18 protein-coding genes are annotated in these 23,064 nt (G+C 44.2%); 6 read left to right on the top strand and 12 right to left on the bottom strand.

Translation table 11 applies throughout. The features are described from left to right. Positions 1-16: 16 nt before the first annotated feature. Positions 17-658, bottom strand: coding sequence for a BamJ family beta-barrel-assembly machinery protein (gene bamJ / locus CCS90_RS01455; protein ID WP_442757004.1), 642 nt, complete (start codon positions 656-658; stop codon positions 17-19). Positions 659-973: 315 nt separating this feature from the next. Between bamJ and CCS90_RS01450 the strand changes: the two genes are divergently transcribed. After that, positions 974-3,127 carry a carboxy terminal-processing peptidase gene (locus CCS90_RS01450; RefSeq protein ID WP_099017730.1) on the top strand — a complete coding sequence of 718 codons (2,154 nt, stop codon included), beginning with the start codon at positions 974-976 and terminating at the stop codon, positions 3,125-3,127. A gap of 76 nt (positions 3,128-3,203) precedes the next feature. Here the strand turns inward: CCS90_RS01450 and pepQ are convergent, their stop codons facing one another. Then, positions 3,204-4,532 (bottom strand): Xaa-Pro dipeptidase, encoded by a 1,329-nt coding sequence (pepQ, locus tag CCS90_RS01445; RefSeq protein WP_099017729.1) that lies wholly within the window; start codon positions 4,530-4,532, stop codon positions 3,204-3,206. Positions 4,533-4,547: 15 nt separating this feature from the next. After that, entirely contained in the window at positions 4,548-5,327 is a 780-nt protein-coding gene (locus CCS90_RS01440; protein ID WP_099017728.1) for a TatD family hydrolase, read from the bottom strand. Positions 5,328-5,414: 87 nt separating this feature from the next. On the opposite strand from CCS90_RS01440, the gene CCS90_RS01435 reads away from it, so the two are divergent. Next, a complete protein-coding gene (locus tag CCS90_RS01435; protein WP_099017727.1) occupies positions 5,415-6,392 on the top strand; it encodes a hypothetical protein in 978 nt (325 codons plus the stop codon). A gap of 246 nt (positions 6,393-6,638) precedes the next feature. Then, positions 6,639-6,986 carry a TraR/DksA family transcriptional regulator gene (locus CCS90_RS01430; protein ID WP_099017726.1) on the top strand — a complete coding sequence of 116 codons (348 nt, stop codon included), beginning with the start codon at positions 6,639-6,641 and terminating at the stop codon, positions 6,984-6,986. Between the two features lie 12 nt (positions 6,987-6,998). On the opposite strand, the gene CCS90_RS01425 is transcribed toward CCS90_RS01430, so the two are convergent. From CCS90_RS01425 to CCS90_RS01410, 4 genes are all read right to left on the bottom strand, one after another. After that, on the bottom strand, positions 6,999-7,634 hold the full coding sequence (locus CCS90_RS01425; RefSeq protein ID WP_099017725.1) for a rhomboid family intramembrane serine protease: 636 nt from the start codon (positions 7,632-7,634) through the stop codon (positions 6,999-7,001). A gap of 200 nt (positions 7,635-7,834) precedes the next feature. Then, positions 7,835-10,669: a sialidase family protein gene (locus CCS90_RS01420; protein ID WP_133566429.1), complete on the bottom strand. Its 2,835-nt coding sequence runs from the start codon at positions 10,667-10,669 to the stop codon at positions 7,835-7,837. A 160-nt stretch (positions 10,670-10,829) separates the two neighbouring features. Beyond that, complete coding sequence (gene lpxL, locus CCS90_RS01415) at positions 10,830-11,741, bottom strand: LpxL/LpxP family Kdo(2)-lipid IV(A) lauroyl/palmitoleoyl acyltransferase (RefSeq protein WP_099017723.1); 912 nt, start codon at positions 11,739-11,741, stop codon at positions 10,830-10,832. After that, on the bottom strand, positions 11,742-14,672 hold the full coding sequence (locus tag CCS90_RS01410) for a WD40/YVTN/BNR-like repeat-containing protein (RefSeq protein WP_099017722.1): 2,931 nt from the start codon (positions 14,670-14,672) through the stop codon (positions 11,742-11,744). It lies immediately after the preceding gene. A gap of 156 nt (positions 14,673-14,828) precedes the next feature. On the opposite strand from CCS90_RS01410, the gene sppA reads away from it, so the two are divergent. Continuing rightward, positions 14,829-16,664 carry a signal peptide peptidase SppA gene (gene sppA, locus CCS90_RS01405; RefSeq protein ID WP_162846734.1) on the top strand — a complete coding sequence of 612 codons (1,836 nt, stop codon included), beginning with the start codon at positions 14,829-14,831 and terminating at the stop codon, positions 16,662-16,664. A 2-nt stretch (positions 16,665-16,666) separates the two neighbouring features. On the opposite strand, the gene CCS90_RS01400 is transcribed toward sppA, so the two are convergent. After that, positions 16,667-17,266: a glutathione S-transferase family protein gene (locus tag CCS90_RS01400; RefSeq protein ID WP_099017720.1), complete on the bottom strand. Its 600-nt coding sequence runs from the start codon at positions 17,264-17,266 to the stop codon at positions 16,667-16,669. A 301-nt stretch (positions 17,267-17,567) separates the two neighbouring features. On the opposite strand from CCS90_RS01400, the gene rpoH reads away from it, so the two are divergent. Further along, positions 17,568-18,422 carry an RNA polymerase sigma factor RpoH gene (gene rpoH, locus CCS90_RS01395; RefSeq protein WP_099017719.1) on the top strand — a complete coding sequence of 285 codons (855 nt, stop codon included), beginning with the start codon at positions 17,568-17,570 and terminating at the stop codon, positions 18,420-18,422. A 60-nt stretch (positions 18,423-18,482) separates the two neighbouring features. Here rpoH and dinB read toward each other — a convergent pair whose 3' ends face one another. From dinB to CCS90_RS01380, 4 genes are read right to left on the bottom strand one after another with little or no spacing between them, the layout of a single operon-like run. Beyond that, on the bottom strand, positions 18,483-19,550 hold the full coding sequence (gene dinB, locus CCS90_RS01390; RefSeq protein ID WP_099017718.1) for a DNA polymerase IV: 1,068 nt from the start codon (positions 19,548-19,550) through the stop codon (positions 18,483-18,485). After that, the gene (locus CCS90_RS15185; RefSeq protein WP_211336960.1) at positions 19,547-19,690 is read right to left on the bottom strand and encodes an NAD-dependent epimerase/dehydratase family protein; all 144 of its coding nucleotides are present in this window, start codon (positions 19,688-19,690) and stop codon (positions 19,547-19,549) included. Before CCS90_RS15185 ends, dinB begins: the two co-directional genes overlap by 4 nt. Beyond that, positions 19,687-20,949, bottom strand: a complete 1,263-nt coding sequence (locus CCS90_RS01385) for a nucleotide sugar dehydrogenase (protein ID WP_099017717.1) — start codon at positions 20,947-20,949, stop codon at positions 19,687-19,689. The genes CCS90_RS15185 and CCS90_RS01385 overlap by 4 nt, the downstream gene beginning before the upstream one ends. Before the next feature lie 7 nt (positions 20,950-20,956). Then, positions 20,957-22,216: a 6-phosphofructokinase gene (locus CCS90_RS01380; protein ID WP_099017716.1), complete on the bottom strand. Its 1,260-nt coding sequence runs from the start codon at positions 22,214-22,216 to the stop codon at positions 20,957-20,959. A gap of 273 nt (positions 22,217-22,489) precedes the next feature. Between CCS90_RS01380 and CCS90_RS01375 the strand changes: the two genes are divergently transcribed. Next, positions 22,490-23,053, top strand: a complete 564-nt coding sequence (locus tag CCS90_RS01375; protein ID WP_099018704.1) for an adenylate kinase — start codon at positions 22,490-22,492, stop codon at positions 23,051-23,053. Positions 23,054-23,064: the final 11 nt, after the last annotated feature.

The raw sequence follows: 23,064 nt of genomic DNA, 5'->3' as shown, positions 1-23,064 counted from the left end.
TTGCTTGCTGTGATGATTATTTAATTTCAATCAACTCAACATCAAAAATCAAAGTACTGTTAGGACCAATCGGGCTACCTGGTCTGGCATCTGACCCATAAGCCAACTCAGGTGGGATGTAAAATCTGTATTTTGAACCTGCGTTCATCAACTGCAGTCCTTCAGTCCAACCTTTAATCACTTGATTCAAGGCGAATGTAGCTGGTTGGCCACGATCTACCGAACTGTCGAATTTGGTGCCATCGATTAATGTACCGGTGTAATGAACCACAACTGTTGTGGTAGGTGTTGCTGGTCTCTCGCCTTCACCTTGTGTCAAAACTTCATACATCAAACCTGATTCAGTCGTTACCACACCTTTTTCTGCCGCTTTTTCTTTCAAGAAAGCCGCCCCTTTTTCGGCATTTTCAACTTTTTGAACTTCAAGCTCAGCCATTAATTGCTCTTTTTTGGCTTTTTGAACTTCTTGTTGTTTTTGTTGAATGATGCCACGAATTTTAACCAAGTCTTCAGCACTCAAACGCAAATCACGTCCTGCCAATCCATCTTCCAAACCTGTGATGAATGATTCTTTATCAAAACTCAGTTCTGAATCTTTCAAATATTTACCCACGTCCGTACCAATCTTGTAATTGATTTGTCCGTTTTCTGAATCCATTTCCGCCCAAGTTACAGAACTCAACAATGTTCCAGCTACACCAATAGCTATGGCTAATTTACTCATTCATTTTCTCCAAAATATTAGCTAGTCGTATCAACGATTGACCCCGCTGGCCAATCAAAGCACGACATTATAACAAAAATATGAAACCAATATTCATTAACTGGGTCTCAGAATAGAATCCAGAGACTTGTATTGATGACGATTGACCTATATCATTAAATTTAGCCTTAAGGCAATATTAGATAAAGAAAGTTCAATAGAAAAAAAACAAGATCCACAACACAAAGAACAATTAGGAACTGATAAAACATGAAATCGATTAATTACATAATGGTATTTTGGGTGGCATCTATCAACGTCGCTTTTGCCAAAGCAGATTTTGAACCGATCAAGCCAAGCCCTAAACACACCAAAGAAAGTCAGCTGGTGGTTAAGTTGATTGAAGAATTACATTACAAACCTTCTGAACTTGATGACGGATTTTCGCAAAAGATTTTAGACAAGTTCATAGCCACTTTAGACCCCAACAAAATGTACTTCCTAGGTGAAGACATAGTTTCATTTGATCGTTGGAGAAATGAGCTTGATGATGACCTGAAAAAAGGCGACCTGAGTCCAGCTTATGAAATTTTTAACCTGTTCAAAAAAAGGGTGGCTGTACAAAAAGAGTTCGCTTCTAAAGTGCTTGATTCTGAGATGAACTTTGAAACAGATGACGAATACCAGTGGGACCGCGAAAAAGCACCTTGGGCCATAGACCAAAAAGAACTGAATGAAATTTGGACCAAAAAAGTCAAAAACGACTACCTGAGCTTGTTGTTATTGAAAAAAGAACCGGAAAAAATCAAAGAAACGCTCAACAAACGATACAACTTGATTTCCAAACGCATTGAAGACATGAAAAGTGACGATGTGTTCCAATACTTCATCAACTCTTATTTAACCCTGATTGAACCCCATACTGGTTATATGGAGCCCATCACTTCTGAAAATTTTGAAATTAACATGAAGCTTTCATTGGAAGGGATTGGTGCCGTCTTGGGCAATGACGGTGAATACACATCAATCCAAACCATCGTTAAAGGTGGCCCAGCAGATTTAGAAGGTTCTTTAAAAAGCGGCGATAAAGTGATGGCCGTTGGCCAAGATGCCGAAGGCAGCTTCGAAGACGTTGTTGGTTGGGGCATTGAAGACGTGGTGCAATTGATTCGAGGAGAAAAAGGTTCAACCGTTCGCTTGCGAGTGATTGGTGAAGATGATTCTCCGGATACCTTGCCTAAAACAGTCAGTATCGTCAGAGACAAAGTCAAATTAGAACAACAAGCAGCCCAATACCAAATCTATGAAGTACAAGATGGTAAACACAGCAGAAAAATCGGAGTCATCGACATTCCGACCTTCTATCTTGATTTTGCTGCATACCAGGCCAATGACAAAGACTTTCGAAGCACCACCAAAGACGTTAAAAAAATCTTAAATAAATTCACTGAAGAAGGTGTTCAGGGTGTGATTGTTGACTTAAGAAACAATGGCGGTGGTTCACTGTATGAAGCCATCCAACTTTCAGGCTTGTTTATCGACAAAGGGCCAGTGGTACAAACCAAAGTGTCCTATGGCAAGGTTGAAGTCAAACGGGACCTCAACCCAGCCATTGCATGGGATCGACCCATGGTGGTTATGGTCAATAAATTATCGGCTTCGGCTTCTGAAATATTTGCCGCAGCCATGCAAGATTATGGCAGAGCCATCATTGTGGGTGGACAAACTTACGGCAAAGGCACTGTACAGAACATCATGCCATTGAATGAGTGGACCAATGACAAAGAAACCAAACTGGGACAATTAAAAATGACCCGCGGGCAGTTTTTCCGCATCAATGGCGGCAGCACGCAAAACCGCGGTGTGATTCCAGACATCACTTTCCCGGCTTCTCCTGGTTTTGAAAATTATGGCGAATCCTCTTATGAAAATGCTTTGCCCTGGAACAGCATTGCCAGCAGTGACTATATTTTATTCGACGACCTTTCTGACGAGATTTCTTACCTAAGAAAAAGATTCTCTGAACGCTCCGATGTTAATTTTGAGTTTGATTTTCTGAAAAATGAAATTGAGCTGTATAACCAAGAAAAAGATGATGTCATGGTTTCATTGTCCGCGGCCACCAGAGAACAAAAAGTCAAAGAACGGAAACAACGTAAAAAGCAACGCAAAGAAAAGCGTGCAGCCATCATTGCACAAGCACAAGCCAACCCATTGTTGGGCAAAGTGAATTTGGTTTTTGACTCAAAAGAAGCACTGAAATCTGAAGACACCAAAATGGCTGAACAACAAACCGAAGTGGATGCTGAAGACGAAGAAGTTGAAGATTTTGTCGATTTCAGGTTACATGAAACGGCGCGGATTCTGTCAGATTTCATCACTTTAAAACTTGAAAACTTAATTGCGAAGTCAGAAAAGAAGTAACCACTACAGCATTGTAAACTGCATAAAAAAGCCTGAATCACTTCAGGCTTTTTTTATTTTCAACCCAACGGTAAAGTTAACGACTTAAATTCAAAGGGACCGTTGATTTCACCACCACATTGTCTTCTATGCGAATGCCACCAAAAGGCAGCAGTTCGGTTACTTTTTGCCAGTTCACGTCTTTGTGTTTGGCAATTTCAGCCAACAACATCGGGATGAAATACACCCCTGGCTCGATGGTAATGACGGCATTTTCGCGCAAGTGATCGGTCAGTCTTAAAAAGGGATAGGCCTTGGGGGGTGATTTAACGGTTCCTTGGCGATCAATCACGTGACCGGAAACATCATGTACCTGAAGACCCAAATAATGACCCAAGCCGTGCGGAAAGAAGGTTTGGCTCAATCCGGATTCAACCGCTGTTTGGGCAGAACAATTAATCACTTCAAACTCGCACAACAACTCACTGATCGATAAATGGGCCAATTCATGTAAGGCCACATAATCTTGTCCGGTCACCGCTTTTTGACACAGCATTTGTTGTTTTTCATCCATCATTTTGATCATCTCCGCAAACCGACCTGGCTGATAGGCATAGGTTCTGGTGATGTCAGCTGCATAGCCTTTGTAGCTGGCTCCTGCATCAATTAAAAATGATTTGAGTTGATCAGTGGCCACCCGTTCCCGGCTTTGGTATTGGTAATGCAGTACCGCAGGGTTTTCATTCAAAGCAACGATGTTGCCGTAGGGCATTTGGTATTCATTGTGTTGACATGCCTGCAAATAGGCCATGTGAATTTCATACTCAGAGGCACCGGCATAAAATGCTTCCTGAGCGGCATGGTGTCCCTTCAGGGCTGATTGATTCGCCTCAGCTATACAATGCACCTCATATTCAGTTTTTTGAATCCTGCTGAAATGGAGGTGGTTGATTATGGCGTCAGGGTTGGTGTCTTGAGCACTTAACGGCTGCAGTTCTTTAGAACCAATCCATGCATGGTTTTTATAGGCCGCAAAATCCGGTAATTGATTGTAATGTCCGATCACCTCAACATCAAAATATTGGGTCCATTTGTCTTGGCTGTTATCAACCACTTTGTGCCAAAAGTCAGCAGGCTGATGTAAATACACTTTCGGTTTATGCCCTGGCACAAAATGAATCACACTGCTGGTCACATTGGGTACCGGTACCCACCATTTAAAATGTGGATTGATGCTGTGTGGCGGCGCCATGTCATCCAAAAAATTATTTTCAGGGTGTCCAGAATATATCCACAAACCATCGTAATGGGTATCGGCCAATGCCGCTGTGGTTACTTGGACCAGATGATCAATGTGTTGTTGGAATAATCCCATGAATTTCTCTGTTACTGTGTTGATGGTTTCAGGCTTATGTGCTGGCCTCATTGTATGTAAATGACTTCAGATCTGAAAGAATTTTTTGCTGTTTGCTACTGTAGCCGCTTTCAGTTCAGCAAAACCCATTGGATGATGTGCCGCGATAAATTCGGCAATGTGTGGTAAATACTTTGGCTCATTTCTCCTGGACTTGGGTTTTGGGCTTAAATTCCTCGGAATCAAATAGGGCGCATCGGTTTCAATCAACAGTCGATCATTCGGAATGTTTTTAACCAAATCAATCAAATGTTTGCCTCGCCTTTCATCACAGATCCAACCGGTGATTCCGATATAACAGTCCAAATCCAAGTAATCAAACAAGGCTTTTTCATTGTCGGTAAAACAATGAACCACCACATTTGATAAGGCGTCTCGATGGGCCTGCAGAATCGGGCCAAAGTCCACATGCGCCTCTCTTTGGTGTAAAAACAAAGGCATCTCATTTTCAATCGCCAGTTGAATGTGTTGTTCGAATGAAAATATTTGTGCAGCACGGGGTGAAAAATCCCTGAAATAATCCAAGCCCGTTTCCCCCACAGCCACCACTTTGTCATCATTCAATAATTCTTGTAACTGTTCCTGGGTCTCGCCATTGAACTCACTGGCATGGTGTGGGTGTATTCCGGCAGTGGCATAACAACAATCCGTGTATTCATGGGCCAAGGCTTTGGCTTTTTGTGAGCAAGTCACATCTGAGCCTGTGATCACAAAAGCATCAACCCCAAGCGCTCTTGCATTGTGAATCACATCAGCTCGGTCTTTATCAAAGCTGTCGTGGGTTAAATTGGCGCCAATATCAATCATCGTTCATTTTCCGTTCAAAAAGCATTCATTTGAAATTCATTTGGGATGAGTAATATAACAATCATTACTCACTCTGCGGAGATTTTTATGAAAAAAATAATCACTTTACTCACCTTGATGCTAAGCAGTTTAAACGCTTGGTCATTCACGCCTGAATCTGGCCTGTATTGGAACAGCAGCGAACCTGGATCTGGTTATAATTTCGAAATCCAAGACAATTTCTTCTTTGGCGTTTTTTATGTCTATGATGACCTTGGCTACCCTTATTGGTATACCGCCTCTGGTTTTCTGGATGGCAACTCTTATTTTGAAGGCGATTTATACATCAGTGAAGACGGGCCTTGTCTGGCCTGCGGTTGGCAACAAAACAGCACTTTTGACAGTGGCTTGGGTAAAGTTCGAATCGATTTTTTAACCGAAACCACAGCCACCATGCGCATCCTAGGGCAAAACATCCCGATCGAACGATTTAACTTCTTTCTGGGTGATGAACTACAAAAAATGAGGGGCGAATGGCAAGTGGTTTATGACGTCTCACAATACAGTAACAACTATCCTTTTTATGCAGATGTTTTGATCTTTGAACAAACTGAAACATTCAATGGAGATTACTTGGCAACCGGTTGTCGATCTGAAAGCACGGCATACAACCGATGTACCAACTATGCATTGAATAACCATGATTTGGCTGCGGCTTATGACACGGTCAATGATGAATTAATTGCTGTGGTTCGTGACGACAATAACCATTATTTGGCTTATTACTTAAAAACAGGCACCAACCAGTTTGACGGAGAAGCTTTTTCCTATGATGTAGGGAACAGTCCCAATTTAAATCAGGCCGGTTTTCCAGTCAGGGGTTTTCGATCAGCAAGCAAGCACTTTGTCGATACTGGCTCAGGACCTTCAAAAGCATCAGACGGTATTGAGAAAACTGCCACCTTGGGTTTGAACCAAATGTTAGACCAACAAAAAATCACCAATGCCCCAATGGCTCAACTGACTCAGGCCACCCAAGATCGAGTGCTGGCAACGATTGCCAGACTTGAAAAACAACTTCAATAAACCAAACCCTGAGACTGGTGATTAACCACATCAGTCTCACCCCCTTCGTTTTAGGCCAAACTATCCACACACAAATTGACTTTGGTCAACGTGAATGCCGACCATGCAGTGCTAAACTCAAAAACATCATATTGAGACACGCAGTGTAAACCGCTGAATCCAGCATAAACAAAGACCAGTGATGACTGGCACTGTTGGCTTGTTTTCCGTCACTGATTGGGTCCAATCATTATAGGCCACATACCAATGAACGCATTATTCAAAAACGATGAGCTAGAACTCTTAAAGTCAAAACTCCTTTTCGAACACCAGCGATTGACAGCCTTGTTGTCTAAAACCCGAATTCATTTGCATCGCAGCGAACCGATCAGTGCAGACTTTGCAGAACAAGCGACTGAAACAGAGAATGATCAAGTGGTTGATTTTCTGGATCAGGAAGCACAAATTGAACTGTCACAAGTCAACAAAGCCTTGCTCAGAATCAAACAAGGCGGCTACGGTGATTGTGTGGTCTGCGGTCAAAAAATCAAAACAAAACGACTGCATGCATTACCACATACCCCTTTTTGTATTGATTGTGCCAGCGAAAAATAAGTCGCTGAAAATTTATTCTTCCAGGTCTTCTATGCCTTCATCCAAACGCCAGTTTTTCAACACCGGTCGATCGATGTCTTTGGTGTTGTAAGCCAAAAACACCCCCGTTAAAAAACCAAACATATGGGACTCCCATGAAATGCCAGATTTGCCGGGAAAAATACCCCAAATCATATAACCATACATAAACGCAATGGCGATTGAAATGCCTATGGATTGAATGTCCTTTTTTAAAAAGCCACTGACGAACAAATAACTCAACACCGCATAAAACAATCCACTGGAACCTATGTGGTTCACTTGACGACCAAAGACCCACACCAACAAGCCTGTCAGTAGGGTACCCCAAATCATGACCTTTGGTGCAATCTTGGGATAATTGCCAAACAAAGCAACGGTGGCTAAAAACATGGGCAAACTGTTGTCGATTAAATGCGGCCATCCGCTGTGAATAAAGGGCATGGTAATCAGGCCCAATAATCCTTCAAAGGTGCGTGGTTTGGTGCCAAACTGAGTGATCGGTAGAATTTGTGCCAATAAAAAACAGGCCCACAATATCAATAAAAAAACCAAACCTGTTTTAAAAGCTTTCGGCCATTGTTGTCTCCTGGCCTTGGCGTAGTCTGGATCTAAATGTGGGATTTTCATGTGATCTTATTGGTATTTAAAGAACAAGAATGGGGCTTGTTTCTACAATTTAAACACTTATCCATAATTAATTAAAGTGGCTAAACCCTTAACCACCAAACTTCAGCTTAATAAATCGATCAATTTTTTTAAGTCGTCAAGCCTCAGGCAAAAAAAAAGGCAAGCCTGTGGCTTGCCTTTAAGCTTAATTAAATCAATGATTATGGTTGTTCAAAACCATGTTCAAAAATCAAATCTGTATAACATCCATTGATTTTAATGTTATCAATGTCCCAGCCTGGGTGGCTGACTGAAGTATCGGTCAATACCCTAAACCTGAACTGAACATCGTTGCCGGCAAAAGAATCGATGTCAACAATAGAATTTAAATAAGATTGTGGATCACCACACCATGCCAGACTGCCTTGCAGTGTGCCCGTTCTGAATGGGCCATCGTAAGGGTCTGTGCCCAGTAAACTGTTGTCTACTTGCACGAAGGGGCCCGCATTTTCTGAAACCTCTAAAATACCACCGTCCCAACATTGCGAGTTGCCATCATCTTCCATTTCTTGGTAATTCATAAAATGGAAGGACAAGGGAGACTGACCTGCTGGCAAAGAAATCACCGGAGATGTCAAATAGGTGTCTGAAACTGAACCCTGATCATCAACATGCCAATGTTGAACTGACCCACCAGGCGCAGGGTTTGCGTTGGATAAGGTCCAAGTATCCGCACCAGAATTTACACCGCTGGTCCAGCCTTCTGCTCCGTTCTCAAAATCAAAGGATACCACTGATTTTGTCACCAGATTAGCAGGACAATCACCTGGAAGTGGTGCTGTAGTGAAGTTGAAGATAACCGAATTAGGTCCACCCGCACAAGCGTTTTGTCCCCTCACACTCCAAAAGTATTCGGTGCTTGAATTCAAAGTGGCTAAAACAGTTGTGGTGTTGCTGTCTACTGTCTCAGAATAAACAATATTATTAAACGCAACATCAGTGGCTATTTCAATCACATACTCACGGGCCTCAGGCAAGGCAGACCAATCAAAGGTCACCGAGTCAGAGGCTACCAATGTGGCGCCATTGGCTGGCGATATTTGCGTCGGCATGGCAGGGGCTGTGGTGTTGTAGCCAATGTTCAAGTCCACAGATCTGACAATGTTTCCACCATTACCATCAGAAGCCGTACCTTGTATGGCCAGAATATAGTCACCAGATGATCCGCCAGAAACATCAAATTCAAACACAGAAGTGCCAGGAGGTGTCACTGGGTTCACCGAAAACGACTCATTTGAACTGATTGAAGGTGAGCTGGATACACTGAGCGTGACATTGTTATTAAACCCCAGCAGTGAGCTGATGTTCAAATTGGCCGTCACATCAGTCATGCCATCACACAATAGTATGTCTGGATTTTCAAGCGATAATCCGTAACTGGGTGCGCCCGTTGGGTTGGTTACCGAACCAGCAATGGCTGCCTTTCCATTTCCAGGGCGGTTGTCGGTCCAAGTCATGGCCAAACGATCCAAAACAACGGAAAGCCCATTGTAATCACCCCATTCTTGTCCATCAGGTAAATTGGTAGAGGTTACCGTGCTAAAACGTTGTTCTCCAAGCCAAGTTTCACCATCCACCGATGAGTTGTAATAAAAATCAACGCCTGTGCGGTTGGTTGAATGACGGGTGTCATAATAGCCAATATGTACCACACCATTCTCTGCCACTTTTAACCATGGGTGAAAGCGATCTACGGTCAGCCCATCACTGGTTTCGTGTGGATGAGGCATCCGAGTCCAGTTTGATCCCTGATCATCAGAGTAATAAACTTCGATCCAGCCATGATTGTTAGCAGCACTGCCGTTGCCACCACCTGCACTGTCATCGGTTTCGTCGGTCCAGGACACATAGATGCGTCCATCATTGGGCCCGCCACTCATGTCCACATCAGCCGACACATAAATAAAGACTTCTCGGTCTTCCATCGCTGGGATTGGAAAATCAAAACGACCATTTAAAGCTGCAATCATGGTGCCAGTAGCAAAAGTCACACCACCATCCGTTGATTTGAGTAGTCTGATGCCTGTGGCACTAGCCAATGATGGGTAAACATAATAGATGATTCCAGCGGCATCTGTGGTGATGTCACTGCCAATGCCTGTGGGCTCGCCACTGAATGCCATCGGAGTTTCAAAAGAAACGCCCATATCAATAGAACGGGCAAATTGCATGACATTGCCATTGTGGTAGGTTAAATAGACATTGTCGGTATAAGGCGAGGTGAGTGACCTGTCTACATGAATAAATTCTTTGTCACTGCCGTTGGGGGTTAAAACTTGCATCGGCCCCCAGGTTTGGCCCTGGTCATTAGAAACGGCCCAACGCACACCAATTGCACTGCTTAAATCAGCTTGATAAACCTTGCTTCCATCAGAAGACCAATCAATCGTGGGGTCACAACAACTTGATGGGTTGACTTGTGAACGAGTCCAAGTTAAACCCCCATCTTGGGTATAATACATGGTCTGTCCACCCGATCGATTCGAACCGGCCACACCAATCAAAGGATTGGTTGGATTAAACTCAACCGACACTTCATTGCCACTCAAAGCTGAATCCAAAGTAAACTCAACATCTGGAATTAAATCAGGTCCGCCTAATTTCACCACCGGAGGCACGCCTTTGCCATTGGGATCATCGCCTTTGTGCCAAGCGGCGCCACGTGCAGATTTCATCCATTTCCCATCTTGTAACAAGCCGCCATGCCTGATTTGGAATAACTGATAGGTAGATCTTGGGTAAAACTCACCCAGATGAGGCATTTCTTTGCGCATGGTGATTTTAAAGAAAGCCGGGACATTGGCTAAATATTGGTCTTTATTAGGGATAAGATCAAAATCACTTTTGGTGATGGCATAGTTCCTGTCGTCCCATGGGCCAAACTTGACCAAACCAGGATAATCGACCCGCTGATCCACGCCCAGCGCCTGTCTTATTTCTGCTTCTGCGGTGAAAAACACCAAAAGCATTGTGGTTATAATTATTATTTTTTTCATTCTTTAAAACTCCCAATCATTTTGTGCTCATAACGTTAGAATAATAACCATGTCATGTCAACTTTACTTTGAAATACCTACCCAAAAATAAAAGAAAAACCAGACCGCTTTCGGTGAATGTATTTATTGGGGGAAAGGTGGATTGAAACGATAAAATACTTTAATAGAATTTATCCATGCCAGGTGGGCGGGTTTTGAACCTTTTGTGTAACCACAGGTACTGTGATGGGGCTTGTTTAACCATTTGTTCAATCCCTTGATTCACTCGGTCGATATCCGTTTGAACATCTTGCGTTGGAAAGTTTTCCAATGGCTTTGAAAGGCTCAACTCATAATAGGGTTTTTCGTCCATTCGCTTCACTGCATAAAAGATGACTTTGCACTGACTGATTTTGGCCAATTGATGGGTCGCTGTTATGGTGGAAGCTGGGATACCAAAAAAGTCAGAAAATATGGATTGTCCCCTGCGGTAATCCTGATCTGGCGCGTACCATACAATACCACCGGTTTTCAGGTGTTTAACAATGCCTTTGAGCTCATCCCGTGAAAACATTTTTTTGGCATAGCTTAATCGTGAGCGTTTAACCACATATTCTTGAACTGCATTCTTATGAGGTCGATAGACACCCGCCACTGGAAATTGTTCGCAAATGGCACGACCACCAACATCTAAGGCAGTGAAATGTCCCGAAACCAACAACACCCCTTGCCCTTGATCTAAACAGTTTTGCAGGTGTTGTTTACCCTCAATTTTTAAATCTTTGAAATAACGCGGTGATCGGTTCAGAAAAGTGCGCAAAGTTTGGCTTACCATCATGCCCGTTTCACGGTAATTTTGTTTCAATAGTTTTTCTGTGGCAGCGTGATCCAAATCAGGAAAGCAGGCGGTCAAATTTTTTCTGACCACCTGACGCCTGGATTTTAACCCCACCCTGAACAACCAACCCAAGCCTCGCCCAATCAACAACAACAATCGAAAAGGCAAATGAGCCAACAACCACAACAAAGCAAAAACAATCCAAGCAAGTAAGTTTGAGCCAATCGCTGGTTTGGATTGATCGCTTGGCTTCATTTATTTAACACTGAACTCAGTTTCGTGGGTGTGGTCACCTTGGGTAATCTGCAAAATGTATTTGCCGGGTTCAATATAACTGTCATGACCCAGTCGCTTTGATTCAGCATACGGCATTTTTGATTTGTTCAAAGGCTGGTCTTCAGCTGCCGGAGTTTCATCACCATTGGCCTCATCGGCTGGCTCTTGCTGTTGTGATTGTGCGTTCATTGCCGCTTCTGCCTCGATGGCCAAAGCTTCATCCACTTTATAATCCCAATGCCACTGGTTTAAACCCTGAGACAAAGTAATTTCATCTGAAAAATACACCGAACCCGCTGTGTTTTTAATTTGCAGCTGTGCATCACCCGCGCTTTTAGACCACACATAGACCACTTCTTTGTCCTCTAAGCTGTCAGTATAACCCCAAGGAAAACCCTTGCTGTCCCAGCGGCGTTTCTCACTGATCTCTGCCATGGGGTAAACATGTATATCGGCCGCTTTGACTTCATCTGTGAGGTTTTGAATCGGCTTGATGTCCGCCACAAAAACACTGCGGCCATGGGTGCCCAAAACCAACTCATTTTCTCTGGGATGAACAATCAAATCATGTACCGGAACCGTTGGCAGTTGATTGCCTAACATGTGCCAATCTTCACCTTGGTTGGTTGAGACATAGATGCCTTTGTCGGTGCCTACATAAACGATGTTTTCATTGCTTGGATCCTCTTTAACCACATTGATGGTTTCATTCGGCAAACCTTGGCTCATGTTTTTCCAATGTTTACCTAAGTTTTCTGTTTTATACAAATAGGGTTGAATGTCATCATTGCGGTAATTATTCAATGCCAACCAAGCCCTTTGCTCTTTGTGCGGCGATGCCAACACCCGACTCACCCACTTGCCTTTGGGCAGTTGTTTGCTGACTTTTTTCCATTGGTTGCCCCCATCATCAGTGACCCAAACCAAACCATCATCGGTACCGACCCAAAGCAAACCAAATTTCAATGGCGATTCTGCAACACTGGTGGCCGTGGCAAAAGGCACATCACCTTTGTTTTCAGATTCGGTTAAATCTCCACTGATTTCCGTCCAATCATCACCTTTGTTCATGCTTCGATACACTTTGTGACCGGCAAAATACAAGATGTCTTTGTTGTGGGTTGAAATCATCACGGGTGTGTTCCAATTTTTACGCAGCGACTCTTCACCCACATAAGTTGGTGGGGTGATTTTTTTCGGTGCGGCTGAACTCAAACGGAAGGAATTACCAAATTGAAACCCGACATAGGTCAGCTTGTCATCGTCATCAACACTGACATGCATGCCATCACCACCAAATATTTGTTCCCAATCATTGCCCATATAGCGATTGTTGGTGAACGTGTTCTGGCTGGATCCTTTGAGTGTCCCATTGTCTTGGAGCCCACCATATATGTTGTATGGTTTTTCCATATCAACAGCAATGGTATAGAACTGTCCAACGGGTTGTTGGTCCACTTTTTTCCATGTTTGGCCACCATCAAAGCTTTCATCCACGCCGCCGTCATTGCCGATCATGATGTGGTTGCTGTGATTCGGGTTGACCCAAATCGCCTGGATGTCACCATGTACACCTGAATCCCAAGCGGCTGCCCAGGTTTTACCACCATCTGTTGATTTGATAAAAGGCACGCCAGTGGCGTAAACCGTATCAACATTTTGTGGGTCGACTTTGATCTGTCCAAAATAATACCCGTAGGAAAACACCACTTGTTGAATGTCTTCTTGATGGGTTCGGTAAAAGCTGTCACCCGCATCATCAGTCCGATAGACTTCTAAGGATTTGATGTCTACATTGAACAGATTCTCATTGTCATCGGCCAACTCAGCAACCAATGACTGTGGATCCAACTCACCCTTTTCAACTTGCTCAATGACACCTTCTGCTGTCATTTTCGGCGGGAAGTTGTTGCTCCTTAAAAAAGCTTCGATGGCTTTGGGGTCTTGTAACAAGAATGTAGCTTTGTCCATGTTTTTCAATCTTTTGACATTCACCGCTGCATCACCCATATCCCATTGCGCTTCCGGCAAAGGCGTTTGGTTGTCTACCGAAACATACAAAGTATCCGGGTGGCTGACCGATACACTCAAGCCCATGCGCCCAGTGTATTGTCCTTGTGGCAAGCCATTGTTCAGCCTTTGCCAAGTGTCACCATTGTCTGTGCTTCTGTACACCGCACTGCCTTGACCACCTTCAACAAAATTCCACGATGATCTGGATCGATCCCATGCTGCTGCATAAATCACGCCGTTCGAAGAGCGGGCCACATCAATGAAGCCTGTCCAATCTTTTCCTTCAATCAAGGTTTCCCAGCTTGTTCCACCATCCAAGGTTCGATACAGTCCACGGTCTCCACCTTTGGAGTAAAGTTTACCCAAGGCTGCCACATACACCTGGTCCGAATTTTCTGGGTTAACCAATATTCTGCCTATTCGGTCGGTATCGCCCAATCCAACATGTTGCCATGTTTCACCTGCATCGATCGACTTGAAAACACCCATACCACCATAGGAAGACCGTGATGAATTATTTTCACCGGTGCCTAACCACAGCACGTTTGAGTCGTTGGGGTCAATTTCTAAAGAACCCACAATTTGACTGGGTAGGTGATCAGTCATGGGTCGGAACGTAACGCCATTGTTCTCGCTTTTCCACACGCCACCAGAAGCGTAAGCAACATAAATGACATGGGGTTGATCGGCAGGTCTGATGACGTCAACCGCTCTTCCTCCTTGAAACACTGGCCCCACGCTGCGCCAAGATATGCCTTTGAAAGGAGAGGTGGTTCTCAGCTTTTGGTGTTCGTCCCACGCTTGCTTTTGATTGTCATAGCTTGAAGGCACTGCTGCCAGTCCCCATGTTGTGATCAACAATAAAGTGACTACAATGGCTGTTTTGTGTTGTGTCATGGTTTGTATTCCTGTTCAATCGGCCTATAATTATGAGCCTTTGGATTTCAACGCGCAAGCACAACCACAAAGGACCCGGTAAAACATGACTTTTGCACCATGTTCCGAATGAACCATAAGCACTACACTGATGAAACTATGACTAATCAATCCACCATGAAAACTTTTTTCGACTTTTTTACCAAGCCCTTTATTTGGGTAGCCAACTTCACCCGACATGTACTCTTGTTGTTGGTGTTTCTGTTGGTTCTTTGGCTGATATTTGGCGGAGAAAGAATCAACTTAACAGACAAAACCGCCTTGGTGATTGCTCCCAAAGGATTTGTTGTCGATCAATACAGCGGTGATCCTAAATCCCAAGCACTGCAAAACATACAAGGCAGCGACATTCCAGAAACCCGCATGCGTGATATCCTCAAAGCCATCGATCTGGCCACAGAAGATGACAAAATATCCGCCTTGGTTCTCAACCCAGACTATATGTGGGGCGCCGGACTGGCCAATTTACGAGAAATCGAACGCGCGGTTGATCGTTTCAGAACCAACAGCGGAAAACCGGTGATTGCAATGGCCACCAACCTGTCTCAAGGTCAGTACTATTTTGCCAATTTAGCCGATGAGATTTTAATGGACCCACAAGGTTTCTTGTTTCTCCAAGGTTTTGGTTCCTACCGCAACTATTTCAAAGATGGCTTAGATAAACTTGGCGTGGATGTGCATCTATTTAAAGTAGGGGAATACAAGTCAGCGGCCGAACCTTACGTCAGAAACGACATGTCACAAGAAGCCAAAGAAGCCGGCTTACATTTCATGAACGACCTGTGGGAAACTTATTTAACTGGCATTGCCAAACGAAGGGGGTTAAGTACCGAAGTCATCAAGGAAATTGTCGAGCTCCAGGCCCAAAAATTAATTGAGAAAAATGGCTCAGTTGCTGACATGGCACTGGACAATGGCTTGGTTGATCGCATCATGAAAAAACCCTTTATGCATAAACACATTGCTGAATACAGTTCTTTTGATGATGACAACAACCATTTCAGAAGCATAGACTTTGAAGACTACCTCTCGCTCAAAGGCAACAACAAAACACTGTCTCAAAACCGCATTGCGGTGGTGGTCGCCGAAGGCACTATTGTGGGTGGGGAACAACCACCTGGCACCATCGGTGGAGCCTCTACCAGTGCGTTGTTACAACAAGCCAGATTAGACCGCACGGTTAAAGCCGTGGTGCTCAGAGTAAACAGCCCAGGTGGCGGGGTTTACCCGTCTGAACAAATCCGGCGTGAAGTCGACGCACTCAAGATCGCTGGCAAACCTGTGGTGGTATCGATGGGTAATGTGGCGGCTTCAGGCGGTTATTGGGTTTCAATGACAGCCGACACCATTTGGGCTGATGAAGCCACCATCACCGGCTCCATTGGTATCTATGGTTTGTTGATGACTTACCCTGAACTGTTCAATAAGCTAGGTATTCACACCGACGGTGTTGGCACCACCAAATGGGTGGGCGCATTCAGCCCAGACAAAGACCTTGATCCTGAATTTGCTGATTTAATTCAAAGTAACATTGAATACGGTTATGAACAGTTCATTACATCAGTTGCTACGGCCAGAGGATTAAGTGTCGACATGGTAGATCGCATTGCCAGGGGACGAGTCTGGACTGCAAAACAAGCCCATGACTTGGGCCTCATAGATCAATTAGGCGGCTTGGAAGATGCCATCAAAGATGCTGCAAACAAAGCCAACGTGGACGAGGAATATGAACTGGTCTGGGTTGAACAAACCTTGTCTTTGACCGACCAATTGTTGGTGGACTTTATGGCCAAAGCAGCCTCCCAGCTGAATTTTAACAACCCATCAAATGCCGTTAAATTACAAAAATTGCTCCAGCCCTACCAAGCTGAACTGACTTTATTATTGAGCCAACAGCCCGGTCAAGTGCTTGAAATGGCTCATTGTTTCTGTGATTTCAGCCGCTTGCCTTAACGTCATTTGGTCATGGCCACAAACTGCGGCAAAGCCCGAATCCTGTCCAGCCATGCCAATATGGCTGGATAGGGCGACAAGTCAAAACCACCTTCATCCGCCACATGGGTGTAAGCAAACAAGGAAACATCAGCCACTGATAATTGTTGATTAACCAAAAACTCATTTTGTTGCAAATGTTGTTCCATAACCGCCAAAGCTTTGTGTCCACCGGCTTGTTTTTCCTTGTATTCCTGCATTCTGGATACAGGCAGCCCTAAATACAATTGAATGAACCGAGCAACTGCGATATACGGCTCATGACTGTATTGCTCGAAAAACTGCCATTGTTGAACCTGCGCCCAATGCAATCGACTCTGCGGGATTAATGCGCTCTGGTAAGCCAAGTAATTAACGATGGCATTGGATTCTGATAAACGGGTTTGATTATCCACTTGCAACAAAGGAATTTTACCCAATGGGTTCAACCGCAAAAAGGCTGCCGTCTGGGTACCTCCTGACATGATATCAATGTCGACCCATGTTAACTCGATACCCAATAAAGCTGCCGTCAACAATACTTTGTAACAGTTCCCCGAACGGTGGTCTCCGTATAACTTCATGGCTTTGTTCCTAAATAGAATGGTTTTCACAAAAAAATGACGGCCTTTAATGTACCTTATTTGTATGACATACAACATGATTTAATTGAAACAAATGAGTGGCATATGATGGCTGATTTTTTACCCAACAGTGGTTCATCTATATACTTTGGCCTATTTGACTTCATTATTTGAAATGTTATAATCCTCCTCCCGTTGCTCAATAGAGGACGGAACTAACCGGATGACTGTACTGTCAAACACAGCATCTTAACTTTCTTATCACATGGGCTATTGAGCCATGTAAGATTGGAGAAAAAAAATGACCGTAAATACAATTAAAAAATTACCAGTTCCCTCTGTGGCAGGCTCGTTAGAGTCTTACATCAGCTCCGTCAATCAAATCCCCGTGCTTTCTGTTGAAGAAGAACGTTCTTTGGCTGACCGTGTGCGTGACCACAATGACTTGGACGCCGCCCACGCCTTGGTGATGTCTCACCTGCGATTCGTGGTGTATGTGGCCAAAGGCTATTCCGGCTATGGCTTGCCTGTTGGAGATTTGATCCAGGAAGGCAACATTGGTTTAATGAAAGCCATCAAGCGCTTTGATTCAGTCCACAAAGTCCGCCTGGTCTCATTTGCTGTGCATTGGATTCGCGCAGAAATTCATGAATATATTTTGAAAAACTGGCGGATTTTAAAAGTGGCGACCACCAAAGCCCACCGCAAACTGTTTTTCAACTTAAGAAAAAACAAAAAACGCTTGGGATGGTTTACTCAAGAAGAAGTTAATCGTGTTGCCAAGGACTTGGATGTCAGCCCAGAAGTGGTGGTAGAAATGGAATCTCGATTACATGGCCAGGACGTTTCTTTTGACTTGCCTTCAGATGATGATGAGGACAGCAGTTATTCACCACAAGCTTGGTTGACTAATGCCAACCCAACACCTGAAGCCACCTTAATCAAAGAAACAGAAGCGGACAAACACCACAATGCTTTGTTCAAAGGATTAGATAAGCTGGATGAGCGCTCCTTGGACATCATTCAAAGCCGTTGGTTGGTTGATAAAAAAGCCACTTTGCAAGAATTGGCTGCCAAATACGAAGTGTCTGCTGAACGCATCAGACAGTTAGAGGCGGTTGCTTTGAAAAAACTAAAAACTCAAATGGTTGCCTAAAGGCCTGTTGTAAAACCATTGTCACAAACCAAAAGGCCGCATCAGCGGCCTTTTTTATGACTAAAAGCCCAAATCAATTTGTTCGTGTTGGTTTTTTTGTCGATACTGAATACCCAAACCCAGCAGCCTGACTGGTTTTTTCTGACGATGCCAGGCCGTTTCGATCAATTGTTTATACACCCCAAGGTCTAAATCCTGACTGGATTTTTGTGCCGTGGTGGTTTGAAAGTCATGAAAGCGAATTTTTACATACAGCGATTTAATCACAATTTTTTGCTTCAACTGTGCCTTCTCGTGGCGCTTTTGCAATGAACCGTACAAGCGTTTCAGTTCAGCTTGGCAGGCATCCAAATCGGGTAGGTCGATTAAAAAAGTATCCTCTACACTGACAGATTTTCGTTCACTGAAGGTTCTGACAGGCCGATGGTCAATCCCGCGACACAAAGCATACAAAGTCTGGCCAAAGGTACCAAACCTTTGTTGTAGCTGTTTTTGATCCAAGGTTTGGAGATCAGCACAAGTGTGTAGCCCCATTTGATGCATTTTATTTGCAGTCACCTTACCCACACCATAAATTTTTTTAACGGACAAATCTCGCACAAAGTCATCAATTTCATCGGGCGTCACCACAAATTGACCATTGGGCTTGTTCCAGTCACTGGCAATTTTCGCCAAAAACTTATTCGGCGCAATGCCTGCAGACGCCGTTAATTGGTGCTTTTCAAATATTTGTTGTCGGATTTGTTGAGCAATCAAGGTGGCGCTGCCATGACACAACGGTGAACCCGTTACATCAAGAAAAGCTTCATCTAAAGACAATGGTTGAATCAGTTCAGTGAATGATTTAAAAATGGCCTGAATCCCTTTCGATTCTTGTTGGTAAACTGACATGCGCACGGGCTGGATAATCAATTGAGGGCATTTTTTGATCGCTTGACCCATGGGCATGGCCGAATGAATCCCGAAGGCTCGCGCCTCGTATGAGCATGTGGCCACCACACCACGTTTGTCAGGCTGTCCACCAACCGCAATCGGTTTGCCTTTAAGGTGTGGAAAATCTCTGGCTTCAATCGCCGCATAAAAACAATCCATGTCGACATGAATGATTTTACGCGGCGCTTCATTCATGCGAGTTGATGATACCTTCGATACCCGTGGATAAACTGTGCCGGTCCGTCAGAAAATATTTTCATTGGTCCAACGTCAATCAATCGCTTACTGACATGGCTACCGATGAATCCGGCGGCTCCAGTAACCAGCACCTTCATAAACGTTCATCAACCCACTTTTCAGGTAACAGGCCTTTCAGGTCAAACAAAACACCCCCTTTGTTGAGGTATTTTCTTGGATCGGAATTTAAAAACTGGTCATGAGCCACCGCCAACACCACCAAGTCATAATGGTCTGTTTGGGGGTTTTGTGTCATCGGTTGTTCCAGTTGTTTTGCTGCTTCAGGATCCACCCATGGATCATAAACTTCAATTTTTGCATGGTAGTTTTGTAGTTGTTCCACAATTTCTACCACGCGAGTGTTTCTTAAATCAGGACAGTTCTCTTTGAACGTCATCCCCATGATCAACACCTTGGCTGAAACGATGTGCTTTTGTTTTAAAGCCATCAATTTAAGGATGCGTTCGCACACGTAAGTGCTCATGTTTTCATTGATGCGCCTGGCCGTAGTGATCAGTTGTGGAAAATAACCTTTTTCTTGAGATTTATGAATCAAATAATAAGGATCAACCCCAATGCAATGGCCCCCAACCAAACCCGGTGTGAACTTCAAAAAATTCCATTTGGTGGCAGCCGCGTCAATCACATCCAACACATCAATTCCCAACTCATGAAACATCATCGACAGCTCGTTCATAAAAGCAATGTTGATGTCCCTTTGGGTGTTTTCAATGGCTTTGGCTGCCTCAGCCACTTTGATGGTCGGAGCTACATGGGTGCCTGCTTTGATGATTTTTTTATACAAATCATCGACCTTCACTGCCGTTGCTGGGTTTGAGCCTGACACCACTTTAACGATGGAAGACAAGGTATTGGTCTTATCGCCTGGGTTAATCCTTTCAGGTGAATAACCCAAGAAAAAATCATGGTTCAGTCGCAAGTCGCTTTGTGACGACAATATTTTGGCACAAACCCCTTCAGTGGCACCAGGATAAACGGTGGATTCATAGATAACTGTATCTCCCGGCTTCAACAGGGATCCCACCAACTCAGACGCATTAATCAATGGTGATAAATCGGGCGTGTTGTTTGCATCGACGGGTGTTGGCACTGTGATGATATAGTGATTGGCCGACTCAATGTCTGCTGCTTTGGCGGTAAATGTCAGTTGATCGGTTTGTTGTAACTGTGCTGAACTGACCTCTTGGGTGATGTCCTCATGCGCCGTAAGTTGCTCAATGCGATGCTTGTTGATGTCAAAACCAACCACCGTAAAATGTTCAGCAAAGGCCACTGCCAGCGGTAAGCCCACATAGCCTAAACCAATCACCGCGATCTTTATTTCTTGTTCAATCATTCACGACTCAAATATCAAAAACAGGTAGTTTTTTATCCGTCAAATGCTGCGAAATGCGCACATAATGCGGTAACCCATTTTTATTGTAGGGTGGATAAGCTTCGCCGACAATCAATGGTTGCATGTATTTTCGACAAGCATCAGTGATACCAAAACCATCCTCTGTGATGTACTCGCGTGGCAACATTTTTTCTACATTGGCCAAATCTTTCAACTCCGCCGTAGCGATTTCCCATTGGTATGGATCATCCTGTAAGCGCTTTATCACTGGCATCACAGAATTGCGACCAGCGACCGCCAACTCAATTGCTTTGACACCCACAGCATAGGCTTGTTCGAGGTCAGTTTTGGAAGCCAAATGTCTGGCAGATCGTTGTAAATAATCACTGATGGCATAGTGGTATTTATAACCCAACTGTTCTTTAACCAACTGTGCCAATACAACAGCCACACCACCCAGTTGTGAATGACCAAAGGCATCAACCGTTCCCGCATCAGCCAAAAACTGACCGGCTTGATCGCGAACGCCCTCTGAAACCACGATCGAACAATAACCATGGTTATCAACAGACCATTTCACCCGGGCCAAAAAGGCCGCTTGGTCAAAAGGAATTTCTGGAAACAAAATAATTTGAGGTGGTTCATTGTGGCTTTTTCCAGCCAAACCACCAGCAGCCGCAATCCACCCGGCATGACGGCCCATCACTTCCATGATAAATACTTTGGTCGAACTCTCGGCCATCGACTCAACATCTAAACTGGCCTCCATGATCGATGTGGCTATGTATTTGGCTGTGGTACCAAAACCAGGGCAGGTATCGGTCACTGGTAAATCATTGTCAATGGTTTTGGGTACACCAATACAGGTCACATCCAAACCCCTTGCTTTGGCCATCTGTGACACTTTGAATGCCGTGTCTGACGAATCACCGCCACCGTTGTATAAAAAATAACCAATGTTGTGGGCTTTGAACACATCAATCAAACGCTCATATTCAGCCCTTTGGGCCTCCATGTCTTTCAATTTATAGCGGCATGAACCGAAGGCGCCACCTGGTGTATGTTTCAAGGCTGCGATGTCTTCATCACTGTGCTGCGCCGTATCAACCAACTCTTCTCTTAACACCCCAATGATGCCGTTTTTGGCTCCAAAAACAGTGCCCACATTCGGGTTGTTCCTGGCTGTTTGTATCACCCCACATGCGGTTGCATTAATGACTGCGGTTACACCGCCTGACTGGCAGTAAAGGGCATTTTTTTTTGACATAAATTCTATCCTGACTGGTTATTACAAAGTACATATTTTGGGCTACGTATTGACTAAAACGCTTTGTAAGTGTACTGTAGCACGTTTTTTTAGCTCAAAGACCTGGCGTGACACTGTCACGCAATCATGGTGATGAATTTTAACTGAAAATGACCGCCATTGCATGACGTCTGATAGCATAATGGATGAACCGTCATGAAATCATTTTTTAGGTTTTTGAAACAACTGCTTAAGCTAAACAACAACAGAAACGAAAACATCAACGAGCATAATATGAGAATTGTATTACTAGGCGCGCCAGGAAGTGGCAAAGGCACACAAGCCAAACTCATCGTAAAAGAATTAAACATCCCTCACATTTCTACCGGTGATCTGCTGCGTGGCGCCATTGCAGCCAAAACAGCTTTGGGCTTAGCGGCCAAGGAAGTGATGGACAAAGGCAACTTAGTCTCCGATGAAATCGTTTTGGGTATGTTGAAGGACCGAATCACCCAAGCTGATGCCACCAATGGATTTATCCTTGACGGGTTTCCCCGCAATGTGACCCAAGCTGAGATGTTGGAAACCTTACTGTCTGAATTAGAAATGTCGTTGGATCATGCTTTGTTGATTGAAGTGGATCCTGACGAAGTGGTTGCCAGAATAGCCAAGCGAGCCGAAATTGAAGGCCGCACCGATGACACCGAAGCCGTGGTCAGAAACCGCTTGAATGTATACAAAGAACAAACCGCCCCTGTCGGTGATTTCTATAAAGAACAGGGCATTGTGACTGAAATTCTTGGTAAAGGCAGCATCGAAGATGTACAACACCGCATCCAGGCTGTACTGAGGTTTTAAGGCGCTTCACG

It is taken from the genome of Marinicella litoralis, assembly GCF_002591915.1.
Classification (GTDB): domain Bacteria; phylum Pseudomonadota; class Gammaproteobacteria; order Xanthomonadales; family Marinicellaceae; genus Marinicella; species Marinicella litoralis.
This window is presented reverse-complemented; position numbering and strand designations above follow the sequence as displayed.